We start from the raw sequence: 15,687 nt of genomic DNA, 5'->3' as shown, positions 1-15,687 counted from the left end.
TTACCCCACTAGGCCTGGGGGCGGCGCTCGGCGGGAAGCTCCACCTTGCGGCCGCAACGGCAGGTTTCCCCCTCCATGCGGAAGACGGTGCCGTCCGCCTTGGGGTAAAGCCAGAGCGCCCCGCAGTCGGGGCAACGCACCTCGGCCACCAGGGTGCGGATCTCCTCGGGGGAGAAGCGGTAGACCTCCCCGCACCAGTGGCAGACCACCTCCGCACCCCCCTCCTTGACGATCATGTCCTCCCTTTCCTCAGGGGTGAAGAAGACCAGGGCCTCCAGGGCCTTTTCCCGGTTGCAACGGCACCGGAAGCGGGCAGGGATCTCGTCCGCCAGGAAGCCCAAGGCCCTAAGGTCCGTGCGGGCGAAGCCAAGCCCGGCGAGGAGCACCTCCAAGGTGCCCTCCAGGCCCTTCTCCCGAAGCAGAGGGGTGAGGCCCGGGATGCCCGCAAGGTTGGCCTCGAGGCGGCCTATCGCCTCCTCCGAAGCCCCCGGCATCACCTGCACCGCCACGCCCCCCGCCACCTCCACCTCCCCTTCCCCCTTCACCCGCACACCCAGGAGCACCGCGGAGGGGATCTGCTCCGACTGCCAGAGGTAGTGGGCCAGGTCCTCGGCGATCTCCCCGGAAACCAGGGGCACGGTGCTGGTGTAGACCTCCCCATTGGGGAGGCTCCGGTCCACCCGCAAAACCCCGGCCCCCAGAAGCTCGCCCACGTTGAGCTTGCCGTCCTGCCGCAAGGGAACCTCCGCCCTGGGGTTCTGCACGTACCCCCGCACGTTTCCCAGGGCATCCGCCTCCACCACAAGCCCCCCCAAGGGCCCCGTCCCCTCCATGCGCAAGGTGATGCGCTCCTTAGGGGTTTTAAGGAGGAGCTGGGCCAGGAGGAGGGCCCCGGTCATGGCCCGGCCCAAGGCGGCAGTGGCCGTGGGGGAAAGGCCGTGGCGGCGCCGCGCTTCCTCCACGATGTCCGTGGTCTCCGCCGCCACCACCCGCAGGTTCCCCTCGCCGGCCAAACCCCGAAGAATCCTTCCCATACCCCGCCATTATGCCACGGGACCTATAATCCTCCTTATGGGCCTTGTCCTCTACGATACGTTAAGGCGGCAAAAGGTGCCCTTTGAACCCGCCACCCCCGGGCACGTGGGCATCTACGTCTGCGGTCCCACGGTCTACTCCGACCCCCACCTGGGCCACGCCCGGGGACCGGTGGTCTACGATGTTCTCCGCCGCTACTTCCTCCACAAGGGCTACAAGGTGCGCTTTGTATCCAACATCACCGACGTGGGCCACCTCACGGACGACGCCGACCAGGGGGAGGACAAGATTGAGAAGAGGGCCAAGCTGGAAAGGCTAGAGCCCATGGAGGTGGCGGAGAAGTACATGTGGAGCTATTTTGACGCCATCCAGGCCCTAAACGTCCTCCGCCCCTCCATCGCCCCTCGGGCAAGCGGCCACATCCCCGAACAGATTGAGCTCACCGAGCGGCTTCTTAGGCTTGGCTACGCCTACGAGCGGAACGGAAGCGTCTACTTCCGCGTGCGGGCCTTCCCCGAGTACGGGAAGCTTTCCGGTAAGCGCCTGGAGGAGCTCAGGGCCGGCGCCCGGGTGGAGGTGCGGGAGGAGAAGGAAGACCCTTTGGACTTCGCCCTTTGGAAGCGGGCCGAGCCCGGGCACATCATGCGCTGGAAGAGCCCCTGGGGGGAAGGCTACCCGGGGTGGCACATTGAGTGCACCGCCATGAGCCTCAAGTACCTGGGGGAAGGGTTTGACCTCCACGCCGGGGGCATTGACCTGCAGTTCCCCCACCACGAGTGCGAGATCGCCCAGGCGGAGGCGGCGGGCTACCGCTTCGCCCGGCACTGGATGCACCACAACCACGTCCTCCTAGAGGGCGAGAAGATGGCCAAGAGCACGGGGAACCTGGTCCTACTCCACGACCTCCTGAAGGCCCACGAGCCCATGGCCCTCCGCTTCTACCTCCTGCAGACCCACTACCGGAGCCCCATGGACTTCACCTGGGAGGGCCTGGAGAGCGCCAAGCGGGGCTACGCCCGCCTCCTCCAGGCCTACCGGGAGGTGCGCCAAAGGCGGAAGACCGCTTCCCCTGGCTCCACCCCCGGGCTGGAGCGGGCACTAGACGACCTGGAAAGGGCCTTCTTCCAGGCCATTGAGGACGACCTCGCTACCCCCGAGGCCCTCGCCGCCTTCTTCACCTTCCTGCCCGAGCTCAACCGCCTCCTGCCCGAGGCCAAGGGGGATAGCCTGGCCCGCGCCGAAGCCCTCTTCCACACCCTAGGGGAAGGCATCCTGGGGCTTTTCCCCCAACGGGTCTTGGAGGACCGGCTTTCCGGGCCCCTTCTGGAAGGGCTCATCGCCCTCCTCCTGGAGCTACGGGAGGAGGCCAGAAGGGCCAAGGACTACGCCCAAAGCGACCGCATCCGCGAGCGGCTAAAGGAGCTTGGGGTCATCGTGGAGGACACCAAGGAGGGCCCCAAGTGGCGGCTTGAGCTCATCTAAAAAGCCCCCGGGATACCCCGGGGGCCAAGAGCCTAGGAGGCTAGCGGGGGATGGGGTAGCCCTCGGCCTCGAGGACCGCCCCCGCAATCTCCCGCCTCAAAGAAATGAAATCCACCGCTGGGCGCTTTGTAAGCCGGCGCACAGCTGAGAGGATGAAGCTTTGCTCATCCCCCTGGGCTAACCGAGGCACCACCTGGCTGGCTCGCATCTGCGCCCGGTCTGCCGCCTGATAGAGGTAGAGCCTGGCCATCTTTTCTGCCACTCCACCAAGCCTACGGGCCCGCAACAAGGCACTTTCTGCAGCATAGATGTCAATGAGGAGATCGGCAGCAGCGGCAAGGAGCTCCTCCTCCTCCTCTAGTCTCTGCTGGAAACGCATCGCTCCGAGGCCCGAAAGCATGAGGGCGAGCTTCTTCAAGTTTTGGATCAAGGCCGCTTCTTGGTCTTCAGGTTCCTCAAAGCTGGGGGACATGAGCTCATCCTGAAGCTTAGTAGCCGCCTGAACCAGGGGCAACTCCCCCTTCATGGCCCGCCGTAGGAGCATCCCTGGGATGAGAAGCCGGTTGATCTCGTTGGTCCCTTCAAAAATACGGTTGATACGGGCATCCCGGTAAGCCCGTTCTATGGGGTACTCCTGGGAGTAGCCGTAACCCCCGTGAATCTGGACCCCTTCATCCACAGCGTAGGCCAAGACCTCCGAGCCAAGCACCTTGATGATGCTAGCCTCTATTGCGTACTCCTCAATACCTGCCATTACCGCTTCCGGGCCCTTCTTGTCACCGATGGCCTCATCAATGAGGCCCATGGTGCGGTAAACGGCACTTTCCCCGGCAAAGGCCCGCGTCGCCATCTCGGCCAATTTCTCCTGGATCAGGCCGAACTGGGCGATGGGCTTACCAAACTGAACCCGCTCCTTGGCGTACTTGGTGGAAATCTCTAAAGCGAGTTTAGCCCCACCAATGGAGCCCGCACCCAGCTTGTAACGCCCGACGTTCAAGATGTTGAAAGCGATCTTGTGCCCCTTGCCAATCTCTCCCAGCACGTTCTCCACGGGCACCTTGACGTCTTCCAAGATCACTTGCCTGGTGGAGGAGGACTTAATCCCCATCTTCTTCTCTTCAGGGCCCACCTTCACCCCGAAGCCCCGCTCCACGATGAAAGCGGTGAACTTCTCCCCATCCACCTTGGCGAACACGATGAAGACGTCAGCGAAGCCGGCATTGGAGATCCATTGCTTCACACCGTTGAGAATGTAGTACTTCCCATCCTCCGAAAGGGTGGCCCGGGTCTTCCCTGAAAGCGCATCGGAGCCGGCCCCAGGTTCGGTAAGGCAATAAGCGCCCACCCATTCCCCCGTCACCATCTTCGGCAAATACTTTTGCTTCTGTGCTTCGTTGCCAAAGTAGATGATGGGAAGCATGGCCAAAGTGGTGTGGGCTCCGTGTGTAACGGCAAAACCTCCTAATCCCGCGAGATTTTCAGCAATAACCGTGGAAACTGTCTTAGGAAGGTCCAGGCCCCCGTACGCTTCAGGCGTTTCAGCACCCAAAAGGCCCAACTCCCCCGCCTTGCGGAGCAAATCGCGGTTCAGCTCCAGCTCACCATGCTCCAAGCGCTCCAAAAGAGGGAGCACTTCCCGCTCCGCAAACGTACGGGTTGTCTTGGCAATTTCGCGAATCGTGGAGTCAAAGTCCTCTGGGGTGTAAATGCGCTCCGGAGCCTCCAAAAGCCAGCCGCCGCCTTTCTGCCAAAGCTTCTTCTCTTCTACCATACTCCCCTCCTTCTACGCCGGGTACACCTCAAAAACACCAGCAGCCCCCATGCCGCCGCCGATGCACATGGTCACAAGACCATACCCCCCACCGCGCCGGGAAAGCTCGGAAATAAGCTGCGCCGTGAGCTTAGCCCCCGTGGCCCCCAAGGGGTGGCCGAGAGCGATGGCCCCCCCGTTCACGTTGGTCTTCTCCTCCGGCATCCCCAAGCTCCGCATCACCGCCAAAACCTGGGCGGCAAAAGCTTCGTTGAACTCTATGAGGTCAATCTGATCCAGGGTAAGGCCCGCCCGCTGAAGGGCCTTGGGGATAGCCTTCACCGGTCCAATGCCCATGATGTCGGGCTCCACACCGGCCACGGCGAAGCTGACGAAGCGGGCCAAGGGTTTTAGGCCTAGAGCCTCCGCCTTCTCCCGGCTCATGACAACGACCGCCGCCGCCCCATCGGAGTAGGGACTGGCGTTCCCTGCGGTCACCGTGCCCCCCTTCTTGAAGGCGGGGCGGAGCTTGGCCAGGGCCTCGAGAGTGGTGTCCGGACGAACAGTTTCGTCTTTCTCCACGACCGTTTCCTCTACCACCTTCTTGGTGCCCTGGAAAGTCACTTTGGGTACGCGAATGGGAACGATCTCGGTGAACTTCCCCTCCCGCTGGGCTTTGGCTGCCAGCTGGTGGCTTCTATACGCCCACTTGTCCTGGTCTTCCCGGGATATGCCAAAGCGCTCCGCTACCCGCTCGGCGGTGTAACCCATGCCGATGTACGTGGAGTACGCCTCTGGACTCCAGGTATCGGGGGTAAGCTCAGGGTGCAAGCGGGTTACAAACCCAGACATGGGCACCTGACTCATCACCTCCACGCCACCCGCAAGCACCCCATCCGCCATCCCTGTCATTACAGCTTGAGCCGCCATGGCAATGGTCTGCAGACCCGAAGAGCAAAAACGGTTAACAGTGGCACCCGATACCTCTATTGGGAAGCCAGCCCTCAAAAGAGCCAACCGTGCGATGTTTAGCCCCTGTCCCGCTTCTGGAACCGCACAACCCCAAAGGACATCCTCCAGCTCCCGTGGATCCAAGCCAATGCGCTCCACAGCCCCGCGCATCACCTGTGCAGAAAGATCCACTGGGTGCAGATTCGCAAAAGCGCCGTCCCGCTTTCCCCGCCCAACCGGGCTCCTCACCGCACTGACAATGACTGCCTCACGCATTTTCCATCCCCCTAGCGCCACCTTAGTTCCGCAGCGGCTTGCCCGTCTTCAAAGTGTAGGCAATCCGCTCCTGCGTTTTCCGCGTGCCCAACAGCCGGACAAAAGCCTCGCGCTCCAGCTCCAGCAAGAAGTCTTCCGTCACCTCACGTCGCGGTCCACCTCCACCCGAAAGAACCCACGCAATTTCCTGGCCAATTTTGACCTCGTGGTCGGTGATCTCCCCTGCCTCCCGGAATTGCCAAACGGCGTACTTTAAGTTGCCCAAGGCCTCATCGCCCAGAACTGTGATTTTGGAAGGAAGGGGAGGACGGTAATCCACAGCAAGCTCCAGCACCTTCCGCTTCGCGTCTGCGATGAGGAAGTCACGGTTCATCGTTATGCCATCGCGATCCCGGAGGAAGCCGAGCTTCTTGGCCTCGAGAGCACTTGTGGCCACCTTAGCCGTGGCGATAAGCTCAAATGCCCGACGCACACCCTCAAACAAGTCCGCCTGGGCGAAGCCAGAAAGTTCCCTCGTGAAGCGCAGGAGCATCTCCTTGGTGCCCCCACCTGCGGGCAACAAGCCGACCCCAGCCTCTACAAGGCCGGTATACAGTTCGGCATGCGCCTGCACATGGTCTGCATGGAGCATGAACTCAGCTCCCCCACCCAAGGTCAGACCGAAGGGGGCCACCACAACCGGGAACGGAGCGTACCGAATCGCCTTAGTGGCCTGTTGGAAAAAGTATGTGGCGCGCTTGAGCTCAGCCCAATCTCCCTCCTGAGCTAAGGACAGAATGAGGGCGAGGTTCGCTCCTGCTGAAAAGGCCCGGGGGTCCTCATTACCAATGACCAATCCTAGGTAATCCCCCGCTTCCACCGTTCTCAGCGCCTTCTCCAGGGTTCGGAGGACCCCTTCCCCGATGGCATTCATCTTGCTGTGGAACTCCAGCAAGAGCACCCCGTCGCCCAGGTCCAAGATGGAAGCTTCGGAAGTAGAATGCAGGACCCTCCCCTCCCGCTTGAGAGGCTTCAGTTGAATGATGTCGGGACGGCTTGGAAGGGGGTGGTATACGCCATCAAAGCCCAGGAAGGTCCCGTTGAGATAGAAGCGCTCATGCCCCCGAATCCAGTCGGGTTCCTCAAGCCCAAACTCCCGGAAAACCTGGCGCACGTAATCCAACCCCAGGGCATCCATGTTCTTAAAGGGCCCTTCTTCCCACCCAAAGCCCCACTCCAAGGCCTGGTCCACCCCTACAAGGTCATAGGCGATGTCGGGGGCCTTTGAAATGGTGTAGTGGGCCGTCAAGGCAAAGAGCTCTTTCAAAAAGACACCGTACTTTCCGGGTAGTTGCTGAGCTCCCCGAAGCCGTTCCTCCAAGGGTTTATCCTTCAAGGCACTCAGCTCCGGAAGCTCTAGCTTCTGGCGTGGGCGGTACTCGAGGGTGGCGTAATCCAGGGTATAACGTTCCCCATCTACTTTCTTGTAGAAACCTGCCCCTGTCTTATCGCCTAAAAGCCCCCGCTCAACAAGCTGATAAAACCACTCTGGGAGCTTAAAGTCCTCTCCTGTAGCCTCTGCAAGCTCTTCCGCCACCAGCTTCAGTACGTCCAACCCCGTAAGGTCTGCCGTACGGAAGGTAGCCGAATTAGGACGCCCCAAGAGGGAGCCCGTGAGGGCATCCACCTCGTCAATGGTCAGGCCGTGCTTTTCCATAAGCCGCATGGCCTGCACCATTCCATACACGCCCAACCGGTTGGCGATAAATCCCGGGCTATCCTTGGCTAGAACCACACCCTTACCCAGGATACGTTCGCCAAAACGCCGCATCGCTGCCACAACATCCGAGTCCGTCTCGGGTGTTGGAATGATCTCCAATAGGTGGAGGTACCGGGGCGGGTTAAAGAAGTGGGTCCCCAAGAAGCGGCGCTTAAATCCTTCCGAGCGACCCTCCAACAAAACCCGCATCGGGATGCTGCTGGTGTTCGAACTAACAATAGCATCCGGATGCAGCACGGATTCCAGCCGGGCATAAAGGGCCCGTTTTGGCTCCACCTTTTCCACAATTGCTTCCACTACCCAGTCACAATCCTTCAGTTTGTCTAGGTCATCCTCAATATTGCCCACATCAATGTAGCTTGCCAAATCCTTATCCATGAACGCAGGAAACTTGGACTTCAGAGCACGCTCCAGACCCTGCTTAGCAGGACCATTACGGTCATCCTGACCGGGTATATCCAGGAGCACCACTGGGATGCCTGCGCTAATAACCAACGCAGCAATCCCACTGCCCATGGTTCCAGCCCCTATGACCCCAACCTTTTTGATCCGACGCATCTTTTCCTCCCCAAACTTATACTCGGTCAAAGTTTAATGCCAAAGGCATCTGCCGTCAAGATGTATCCTACTCCCTATCGCACCTCACTTACCCGGTCGCTCCTTACAAAGCTCCAGAAACGCGCGCCTTAGCTCCCGCACCTCCTCACGCAAGGCTCCCAACTCCTTCTCTACTTGTCCTAGCCGGCTCTCCAACGAGCTTTGCCGCATCTGCCGGCGCATGTACCATTCCGCCACCAGGCGCATGCTCGGATCCTCCATCAACCAGCGCATGAAAGCATCGGCTAGCGTCTCACGGCGTCCAGGGGGACCGTGATCCTTGCCATAAAGAAGATGCCGCTCTATGAGTTCCGGGATCTTGGGGTTCAACGGCCCACCGCTTTGCCTGTAAAAGGCCCGTATACGCTCCTCCATGCTCAAATCGCTCTTTCCCATTCAACACCCCCTAAATGCGCTGCCGCACAACCTTATACGCCAGGTACCCTGAAAGGATCAGGCCACCCCAAAGCCCCAACTGCCCCGCAAACCGCACAAGGAAGGGGTCGCGGGAGGAATCCCCACCAAACGCCAGGAGAATGGATCCCCCGAGAAAGAGCCCGCTCGCTAACATACCCAACGAGAGCCGGTTAACCAACCGGGACATCAGACGCTCTTGATCGTGGGCCAGCCTCCCTTCAAGAACCAATCTAAACTCATTCCAGGCTAAGTTTTCCAAAATCTCCTTAACCCTTCGGGGAAGCGTGGCTAAAAACTCCAACCCTTCTGCCAAAAAGCTCGCATTGGTGCGATAATTGAACCGGCGCTTAAGCCAGCTCTCTATAATCCGTATGTCCGCAGACTCCACTACATGATGGAAGCTAATCTCCGGGCAAAGCCAACGCGCTGTACCTTCTGCCGCGGACCATCCTTTTGCCCACAAGGCAAGACCCGAGGGGATGCGGCAATGATTTTGGAAGGCGATTTTTATAGACCGTATAAGAAAATCGCCCCAATTTCGCAGGCTACCCTGCTCCGTGTTGACGTAATGGATGCCCAGAGCCCGAAGCTGATCCCGCAGCCTCCCCCGATCCGTAAAGGCTGTGGGTTCGTAAACCTCCATGATCGTTTCGGCAGCGTCCTTTGCTTGGCCCGACCGCACATGAAGCAACGTGCGAAAAATCGCCTCTATATGGGTAGCGTCCATGCGACCCATCATTCCCCAATCAATGATGTAGCACTTGCGGTTATGCCGGTGTATCATCAGGTTCCCCCCATGGGGATCCGCGTGATATAAGCCCTCAAGGAAGGTTTTAATGTAAATGTGGGCTAGGTCCAACATGATCTCAAGACGCTCTTCAAAAGTAAAGAAATCTACCGGAAAATCTTTTAGGTTCCAACCGTCTACAAACTCCATTACGAGCACTCGTTGGGTTGCCAAGTACACCTCTGGAACAGCCAAGGTGGCGAATTCTTCCGCCATCCGGCGCCCCTCTTCGGTATTGCGCGCCTCAAGACGCATGTCTAGCTCTGACATGGCGCTAGAATAATAGTCCTCCAATATACCGGGCAAATCCAACGAAGCAGCAATGGGAGGAGGCAAAAGTCGTTGAACCCGGGACGCGATCCGCTTTATCACGCCAATGTCGGTTTGGAACAACAGGTCCACCAACGGGCGCACCACCTTAACCGCACAAGCACGCCCATCCCGCAACTCCGCCCGATACACTTGAGCCACAGAAGCAGACGCAAGGGGTTGGGGATCAATCCAGTTAAACGTTTCCAATCCCTCGGGAAGTTCCTCCTCCAAAACCAAAGCGATGTAGGGAAAGGCCATGGGAGGAACCTCGTCTAGGAGAGTTTTAAGCTCGTCCGTAAATGGGTCGGGAAAGAGCTCCTGCCGGGTAACCAACACCTGACCCAATTTGATGTACGTGGGCCCAAGCTCCTGAAACGCTTGCTTTACCCGACGCCCTAGTGCCCGCCATCCTTCCTCAGACCGCGGTAGGCCTCCCGCAAGAAGCTGGGACAATCCATAACGGGCCATGGTGCTTACCACAGCTCGCATGCGGGCACGAGGCGTGATCGTCTTCGCCTTAGCCTCTAGTTCCTGCTTCAGCCGCCTGCGCTCCTCCTCCGATAAGCGGTACCGTCGCACCGAGTCCACCATCGCAATCCCCCCCTACTTCAACACCGCCGCAAGCCGGAACTCTGCCCCCTTCGCGCCCAGCAGGAAACCCCCCCGTTGCGCCAAACCGAAACGGAGCTCTGCTCCTGGCAACTCCACCCCCAGCCTAAAACCTAGCGAGAAGCCCGAAGGACCCCCAATTCCTAGCTCCACCCCCAAAGGCACCCGGGTGAACAACCGGTACGAGGCGCCCACACCTAGCCGCCACCCCTCGTCCAGGAAACCCCCAAATACCCCACGTGCCCGAGCCAAAAGGAACAAAGGCTCCCCCTGACCAAGGAAAATAGGATAATACGCATAGGCATCTATTTCTGTGGGCAAAGATAAAGATCCAGCCGTCTGAGTCGTTTGCGAAGCGCAACTCACCTGGCTATTGCCTGTACCATTGCGAAGGCATTCCACAATGTCCAAGGCCGCTGCATCGGTGGCCTGCACGCTTACCGTTCTACGTTCCCCAGTATAGCTGAGTTGACCCAAAACGCGGAAGCGAATTCCTGCCCCTACAGTAGGCAAGCGGGTTCGAACGCCAAAACCGAGCTGATACCCAAACCCCCCGCCACCCTCCACCGCCTCGAGGCTTGCGACCCCATCGTAACCGTTGGCATCGTAGTAAAGACTACCGCCTAGACCAGCCTGGCCCAGGAAGCGGGCGTAAAGCACCGATAGCTCCGCACCAGCCACCACCAGTCCATCCAAGAGCGGTAAGGCCGCCTGAAGCGTCAGCCGATCAAATACCACACCTGTGCCTTGGGTGCCATCCAAAACGAGCACATCACCCGGTTGCGCTCCATCCTGTGCCAGGGAAACTAAATCTTTTCCAATATTAAGCCGACCTCGAGCTTCAATCCCGTAGGAAAGTCCAAGGCTAAAGGCCGCGGAACCCGTTAGCGGGTCTACGCCAAAAGGCCAGGCCACAGCAAACACCTGGCCCAGGCCACGCAACGTAGCCACCGAATCCGAACCCCTGGGTACCTTAGCTGCCAAGAGGAGGATGTCCGTGGGTTGGGGGTCCCGCAACAGGGCAGCCACGTTTATTAAGTCGGCAAGGGTCAGGGTGTTGTTGTCCACATCCAACCCCAGGCTCGGAAGCCCGATCTCCAAGCCTCCCTCCAAGGGAAGAGCCTGGGGACCTTCCGGGTACAAGGCAGGCTGACCAAAGGCACCCGACCCTAAAATCAAGCAAACGCTCGCAACCAAGCCAACACGGCGCATCCCTCACCTCCCGATCCGCAACCTCGCTGTACCCTTAGCAAAAATGCGTAGCTGATCTTGTGCCTTAAACCGGAAGACCCCCTGGCTACCCGCAGGCCCCTGCAGGTGCAAGCGTGCCGCCACGTGAACGTTCTCTTGACCCAGAAGCCCCAAGAACCGCCTAGCCTCCTCCTGAGGCAGCTCAACCGCAATCCTCTTACGAACTGCACCCTGTGAACGCCCATCCGCGTCTACCTGAGGAGCAGGTATGGGATCGGATACCGTATAGACGAAATCCCCGGGCAAAGGCGTGTCAAACCGAGGCTCGTTCCCCGATCCGGCCCACAGGGTGACGCCCAAGACCTCTGTGGGAAGCTCAGATTCCAACTCCAGGGTAAGCCCAAGCGTTTCTGTATACCGTTGGAGCTCCTCCACAGTAGCTGCGGGAAGCGCTCCTAGTGGTGAGGCAAGTGCCTTTGTGGTAACAACAAAAGGGCCTGAAGACTTAGCCCCGAAGGGGGCTAACACCCGTGCCTGGCTAACAACTTGCCTAATGTTGCAGCCTAACACGCTGCAGCCTTCCTGCGCAACATACCTCAGGAGGTCCTCCAGATCCGCCAATGGCGTCAACCTAAGGTCTACGCGCACCTCCCCCGAGAACACAGCCACGCCCAAGGCATTGAGCAAAGCGCTCGCCTCAGCCACCACCTCCACCGGTTGCCCTGTGTTAAAGCGGAATTCCGTGCTCCCACCGTTAACTGCCATCAAATTTCCCGTGCACTTGCTGCTTGCTCCCTGCGTACACACAGCGATATCCCTGGCCCGTACGTACCCTCTAGGCAGGGTAAGCGTAAGCGTTTGGAAAAGATACGCCTCGGGAAGTTGCGCCTGTTGCAGCAGGCTTTGCAAGGCAGCATTCACGCCACTAATCCGGGGAAGCGTAATCTCCTTCCTAACCTCCCGATTAAGCTCTAGCGCAGAAACGAAAAACTGTAAGCCAAAATCGGGAACACCTATCTCCAAGGCCATATCCCCTTGCTGGATACGGCCTCTTGCCTGACCCCCGCTTACCGTAAACAGGCGGACGTTAGGGCTTTCACCAAAAAGAAGATCGTAGAGATCCCACACGTCCAGCTGAATCCTCGCCAGAGGGATATCCCGGTACTCTGGCGTGAGTGGAGTTTCGGGGGCTAGATTCCTCCTAGCCTGCTCGGGACTCGGAAGGCCACACGCTCCCAACAACACACCCAATAGCGCCCAAACGTAGGCACGCCACCCCTTCACGATCCACCTCCACTCCCAGCCTCATCGCGCAACACCCGCCGAAGAACCTTTCCAACCAAGCTCTTCGGCAACTCCTCTCGGAACTCCCATATTCTGGGCACCTTGTAGGCAGCCAAATGTTTGCGGCAGAATGCTTCCAAATCCTCCTCCGTAACCTGCCCACGCGCTTCTGGCTTCAAGACCACGAAGGCTTTGACCGTCTCCCCCCGGTAAGGATCAGGCACCCCCACAACCGCGGCCTCTAAGACACCCGGGTGCATATAGAGAACTTCCTCTACTTCCCTGGGATAAATGTTGTACCCTCCGGCAATGATTAGATCCTTTTTGCGGTCTACAATGTAAAAATAACCCTCTTCGTCCATCCGGGCCATATCCCCCGTATAAAGCCACCCATCCCGCAGAACCTGGGCCGTTTCTTCGGGGCGCCGCCAATAGCCTTTCATGACGTTTGGGCCGCGAACCACCAGTTCGCCCACTTCCCCAGGGGGCAACTCCCTTCCCTCACTGTCCACCACCTTGGCCTCCACCCCAGGGAGAGGCAAGCCAATGGAGCCCACCTTCCGTTTCCCAAAAAGGGGATTGGCATGCGTAACAGGGCTTGCCTCCGTCAAACCATACCCCTCCACTAGCTTGGCCCCTGTAACCTCCTCAAACTGCCTGGCCACCTCTATAGGAAGGGGAGCAGCCCCAGAGATGCAGAACTTAAGGGAGGAAACATCCCGTTTCGCCAAATTGGGCACCTGAAGAAAGCCCACGTACATCGTGGGTACTCCCGGGAAAAGCGTCACCCGATGGTCCTCCACGTGGTCCACGAGCTCCTTCGGTTCGGGCCGGGGTACGAGAATAAGCTTCCCCCCGCCCTTGATGCCGAGGTTTAGGGCTACTGTCATCCCGTACACATGGAAAAAGGGAACCGCGCATAGCCCCACCTCGTTGCCCTCCTCGAGGCGGAACTTGTCCTGCCTAACACGCCCCGCCTCCATCCACGACCACACCTGGTAAACGTTCGCCACCAAGTTTCTGTGGGTGAGCATGGCCCCTTTGGGCGATCCCGTAGTACCCCCCGTATATTGCAAAAGTGCCAGATCATCAGGAGCCACCTCCACCGGAGCGGGTTTTCCTTCCTGTAAGAGGGCGCTGAAATCCCTCCGCTTAGGATGTTCCGGCAACTCCTGCCAGATCCCTTCTTGTTTGGCCTTTGCCAAGTACAAGACATTAAGCGGAGGAGGAAGATAATCCTGGATTCCCGCCGTGAACACCACCTCTACAGGGGTTTCCGCCTCTATTTCCAGGTAGCGGGGGAAGGCGAAGTCTATCATGATGAGAAAGCGGGCTTCTGTATCCTCAAGAATCGCCCGCATCTCCCGGGGCGTATACAGGGGGCTCATGTTGACGACAACCCCTCCCGCCATCAACACCCCGTAGTAGGCCATCACGTACTGGGGAGTATTGGGAAGCATCAATGCTACCCGATCCCCCTTCCGAAGACCCAAGTGCTGCAAATTTGCCGCAACCCTCTGCGTCAAAGCAAGAAGCTCGCCATACGTCACCTTCGTGCCGTAAAAGAAAAGGGCTTCCTTTGAATGCCACTTACGAGCTGACTCCTCCAAGAGAGCATGTACAGGGACCTCAGGGTACTCAAGCTGCCACGGCACTCCCGGGTCGTAAAACTTCAGCCAGGGCTTTTCTTGCGCACGGGTCATTTTCCTGCCCCCCTCTTGCGGTCTAGCTCCTGCAACAATTTCCTGGCCCGCTCGTGCTCGTATTGATCCTCGGCAGTGTTGGCGGGAGTTGCCAGCGCCGTTTTTAACCCGCGATCGGATTCCTGGAAATCCCCTATTAGCAGGTTGGCGTAGCCCCCATCTACATAACCGAGAATGACCCGCTTGGAGTTGCTTCGCAAAGACTCCGCTTTGTCAAGGAACACGCGAACCTGGTCCCGCCGACATCCAAAAATCAAGCATATGTTCCGCGAAACACCCTCCGCATGCCACAAAGCCATGCCGATATAGGGGTCGGGAAAGTGAGGTGCCAGTTCTATGGATTTACTGAAGGCAGAACGTATCTGGTTCACCAACAGGGCTTGCGTGAAGAGCCCTGCGTACTGAACATACCGTCCCAACGCCTGCCCCAAAGCGAAGTACGCCTTGGCTTCAGCGCTCACCTCAAAGGATGCCCTCCGCTTCTCTTGTGGAGCCAACTTGATCGCCTCGCGCGCCGCATCCGCAGCTCGCCTAAACCAGTCTTGGCGTTCGGCCTCCTGCGCCTGATAGCGGGCATAATTCGTCGCGCTATAGGAAGCCAAAATGTAGCCCCAAGCATCCTTACGCTGTAGCGCCTTCTCGTACGCCTCCCGGTAACGTCCAGCATCATGCAAGGCCTCGAGGTCAGCCAAGTCCGACGGAAAATCCGGTGGGGAAACAACCCGAAGTTCAGATTGATTGCCCACCCCAACCTGAGAAACCAGAACCAAACCAATAACCGCCCCGTGTACGGCTTTCCGCAGGCTCACCAACATCTGCTTCGCCCCCCTCCAAACCGCTCCGTCGCCTTCTAAAGGCGATCCGCTGCAAGCGTTGGTGCCTACATTAGGCGGGGGCAAGCTTGAACGTCAAGGGGCGGGGACGGTTTTAACAACACTACACGTACTCTTAGTCCATATTGTCTTTTGTCTCGCTTTTTATACATTATGCAAAACTTTGATATTGCTAGCCTTTTAGCTCAATTGTACAAGCATCTTAACGGCTCTTGACAGAAGCCTTGACCCGGTCTAAGGTGATAACTGCATTCCCAAACGGGAGGTGACAAACCTATGTACGAACCTTTTTCCGACGAATGGGCCAAAGCATACTGCGAAGCACTGAACGGCAATTCCGCCTATCGCCAGGCCGCAGCGACATGGGAAGGGGCGCTAATCTTGGCGGTAGAGCCGGATCCCGCCTTTGGCCTGGAAGAAAAGCGGGGCATTTACCTGGATCTTTACCACGGTGAATGCCGAGGTGCACGACAAGCTACTGCGCAGGATTTTGAGGAAGCACCATACATCATTACCGCTGATGCCCGTACATGGAAGCAAATCATTGAGGGAGAACTGGACCCCGTATCCGCACTCATGCGGGGGAAAGTAAAGCTCGAAAAGGGGGACCTTGCCGCGCTCAGCCAGTACATGATGGCAGCCCTAGAGCTCACCAATACGGCAAAACAAGTCCCCACCCAGTATCCAGAAGGGCTCTAACC

General features: G+C 58.7%; 12 protein-coding genes. 2 read left to right on the top strand and 10 right to left on the bottom strand.

Annotation, left to right across the window (positions count from 1 at the left end):
- Positions 1-8: 8 nt before the first annotated feature.
- Positions 9-1,034 carry an Hsp33 family molecular chaperone HslO gene (gene hslO / locus LXN00_RS01865; RefSeq protein ID WP_234503908.1) on the bottom strand — a complete coding sequence of 342 codons (1,026 nt, stop codon included), beginning with the start codon at positions 1,032-1,034 and terminating at the stop codon, positions 9-11.
- 37 nt (positions 1,035-1,071) lie between these two features.
- On the opposite strand from hslO, the gene cysS reads away from it, so the two are divergent.
- Positions 1,072-2,517 carry a cysteine--tRNA ligase gene (cysS, locus tag LXN00_RS01860; protein WP_234503904.1) on the top strand — a complete coding sequence of 482 codons (1,446 nt, stop codon included), beginning with the start codon at positions 1,072-1,074 and terminating at the stop codon, positions 2,515-2,517.
- A gap of 40 nt (positions 2,518-2,557) precedes the next feature.
- Here cysS and LXN00_RS01855 read toward each other — a convergent pair whose 3' ends face one another.
- The 9 genes from LXN00_RS01855 to LXN00_RS01815 all read right to left on the bottom strand — a co-directional run bounded on the left by LXN00_RS01855 (position 2,558) and on the right by LXN00_RS01815 (position 14,968).
- Complete coding sequence (locus LXN00_RS01855) at positions 2,558-4,288, bottom strand: acyl-CoA dehydrogenase family protein (RefSeq protein WP_234503900.1); 1,731 nt, start codon at positions 4,286-4,288, stop codon at positions 2,558-2,560.
- A gap of 12 nt (positions 4,289-4,300) precedes the next feature.
- Positions 4,301-5,494: a thiolase family protein gene (locus tag LXN00_RS01850; protein WP_234503890.1), complete on the bottom strand. Its 1,194-nt coding sequence runs from the start codon at positions 5,492-5,494 to the stop codon at positions 4,301-4,303.
- A 22-nt stretch (positions 5,495-5,516) separates the two neighbouring features.
- Entirely contained in the window at positions 5,517-7,811 is a 2,295-nt protein-coding gene (locus LXN00_RS01845) for a 3-hydroxyacyl-CoA dehydrogenase/enoyl-CoA hydratase family protein (RefSeq protein ID WP_234503887.1), read from the bottom strand.
- Positions 7,812-7,895: 84 nt separating this feature from the next.
- Positions 7,896-8,057 (bottom strand): hypothetical protein, encoded by a 162-nt coding sequence (locus tag LXN00_RS01840; protein ID WP_234503884.1) that lies wholly within the window; start codon positions 8,055-8,057, stop codon positions 7,896-7,898.
- Positions 8,058-8,256: 199 nt separating this feature from the next.
- Positions 8,257-9,834, bottom strand: coding sequence for an ABC1 kinase family protein (locus LXN00_RS01835; protein ID WP_267962551.1), 1,578 nt, complete (start codon positions 9,832-9,834; stop codon positions 8,257-8,259).
- Between the two features lie 135 nt (positions 9,835-9,969).
- Positions 9,970-11,076 carry a hypothetical protein gene (locus LXN00_RS01830; protein ID WP_234503878.1) on the bottom strand — a complete coding sequence of 369 codons (1,107 nt, stop codon included), beginning with the start codon at positions 11,074-11,076 and terminating at the stop codon, positions 9,970-9,972.
- A 114-nt stretch (positions 11,077-11,190) separates the two neighbouring features.
- Positions 11,191-12,450, bottom strand: coding sequence for a hypothetical protein (locus tag LXN00_RS01825; protein ID WP_234503875.1), 1,260 nt, complete (start codon positions 12,448-12,450; stop codon positions 11,191-11,193).
- Positions 12,447-14,153: a long-chain-fatty-acid--CoA ligase gene (locus LXN00_RS01820; RefSeq protein WP_234503872.1), complete on the bottom strand. Its 1,707-nt coding sequence runs from the start codon at positions 14,151-14,153 to the stop codon at positions 12,447-12,449. The genes LXN00_RS01825 and LXN00_RS01820 overlap by 4 nt, the downstream gene beginning before the upstream one ends.
- Positions 14,150-14,968, bottom strand: a complete 819-nt coding sequence (locus LXN00_RS01815) for a hypothetical protein (protein WP_234503869.1) — start codon at positions 14,966-14,968, stop codon at positions 14,150-14,152. The genes LXN00_RS01820 and LXN00_RS01815 overlap by 4 nt, the downstream gene beginning before the upstream one ends.
- A gap of 294 nt (positions 14,969-15,262) precedes the next feature.
- On the opposite strand from LXN00_RS01815, the gene LXN00_RS01810 reads away from it, so the two are divergent.
- Positions 15,263-15,685 carry an SCP2 sterol-binding domain-containing protein gene (locus LXN00_RS01810; RefSeq protein ID WP_234503866.1) on the top strand — a complete coding sequence of 141 codons (423 nt, stop codon included), beginning with the start codon at positions 15,263-15,265 and terminating at the stop codon, positions 15,683-15,685.
- The last annotated feature ends 2 nt before the right edge of the window (positions 15,686-15,687 follow it).

This window comes from Thermus brockianus, assembly GCF_021462505.1.
In the GTDB taxonomy this organism is placed as follows: Bacteria; Deinococcota; Deinococci; order Deinococcales; family Thermaceae; genus Thermus; species Thermus hydrothermalis.
This window is presented reverse-complemented; position numbering and strand designations above follow the sequence as displayed.

What these genes read in the sequence shown, in the direction of transcription:
- hslO (WP_234503908.1), bottom strand. Translation starts at nt 1,034, where the DNA reads ATGGGAAGGATTCTTCGGGGTTTGGCCGGCGAGGGGAACCTGCGGGTG.
- cysS (WP_234503904.1), top strand. Translation starts at nt 1,072, where the DNA reads ATGGGCCTTGTCCTCTACGATACGTTAAGGCGGCAAAAGGTGCCCTTT.
- LXN00_RS01855 (WP_234503900.1), bottom strand. Translation starts at nt 4,288, where the DNA reads ATGGTAGAAGAGAAGAAGCTTTGGCAGAAAGGCGGCGGCTGGCTTTTG.
- LXN00_RS01850 (WP_234503890.1), bottom strand. Translation starts at nt 5,494, where the DNA reads ATGCGTGAGGCAGTCATTGTCAGTGCGGTGAGGAGCCCGGTTGGGCGG.
- LXN00_RS01845 (WP_234503887.1), bottom strand. Translation starts at nt 7,811, where the DNA reads ATGCGTCGGATCAAAAAGGTTGGGGTCATAGGGGCTGGAACCATGGGC.
- LXN00_RS01840 (WP_234503884.1), bottom strand. Translation starts at nt 8,057, where the DNA reads ATGCGCCTGGTGGCGGAATGGTACATGCGCCGGCAGATGCGGCAAAGC.
- LXN00_RS01835 (WP_267962551.1), bottom strand. Translation starts at nt 9,834, where the DNA reads ATGGCCCGTTATGGATTGTCCCAGCTTCTTGCGGGAGGCCTACCGCGG.
- LXN00_RS01820 (WP_234503872.1), bottom strand. Translation starts at nt 14,153, where the DNA reads ATGACCCGTGCGCAAGAAAAGCCCTGGCTGAAGTTTTACGACCCGGGA.
- LXN00_RS01815 (WP_234503869.1), bottom strand. Translation starts at nt 14,968, where the DNA reads ATGTTGGTGAGCCTGCGGAAAGCCGTACACGGGGCGGTTATTGGTTTG.
- LXN00_RS01810 (WP_234503866.1), top strand. Translation starts at nt 15,263, where the DNA reads ATGTACGAACCTTTTTCCGACGAATGGGCCAAAGCATACTGCGAAGCA.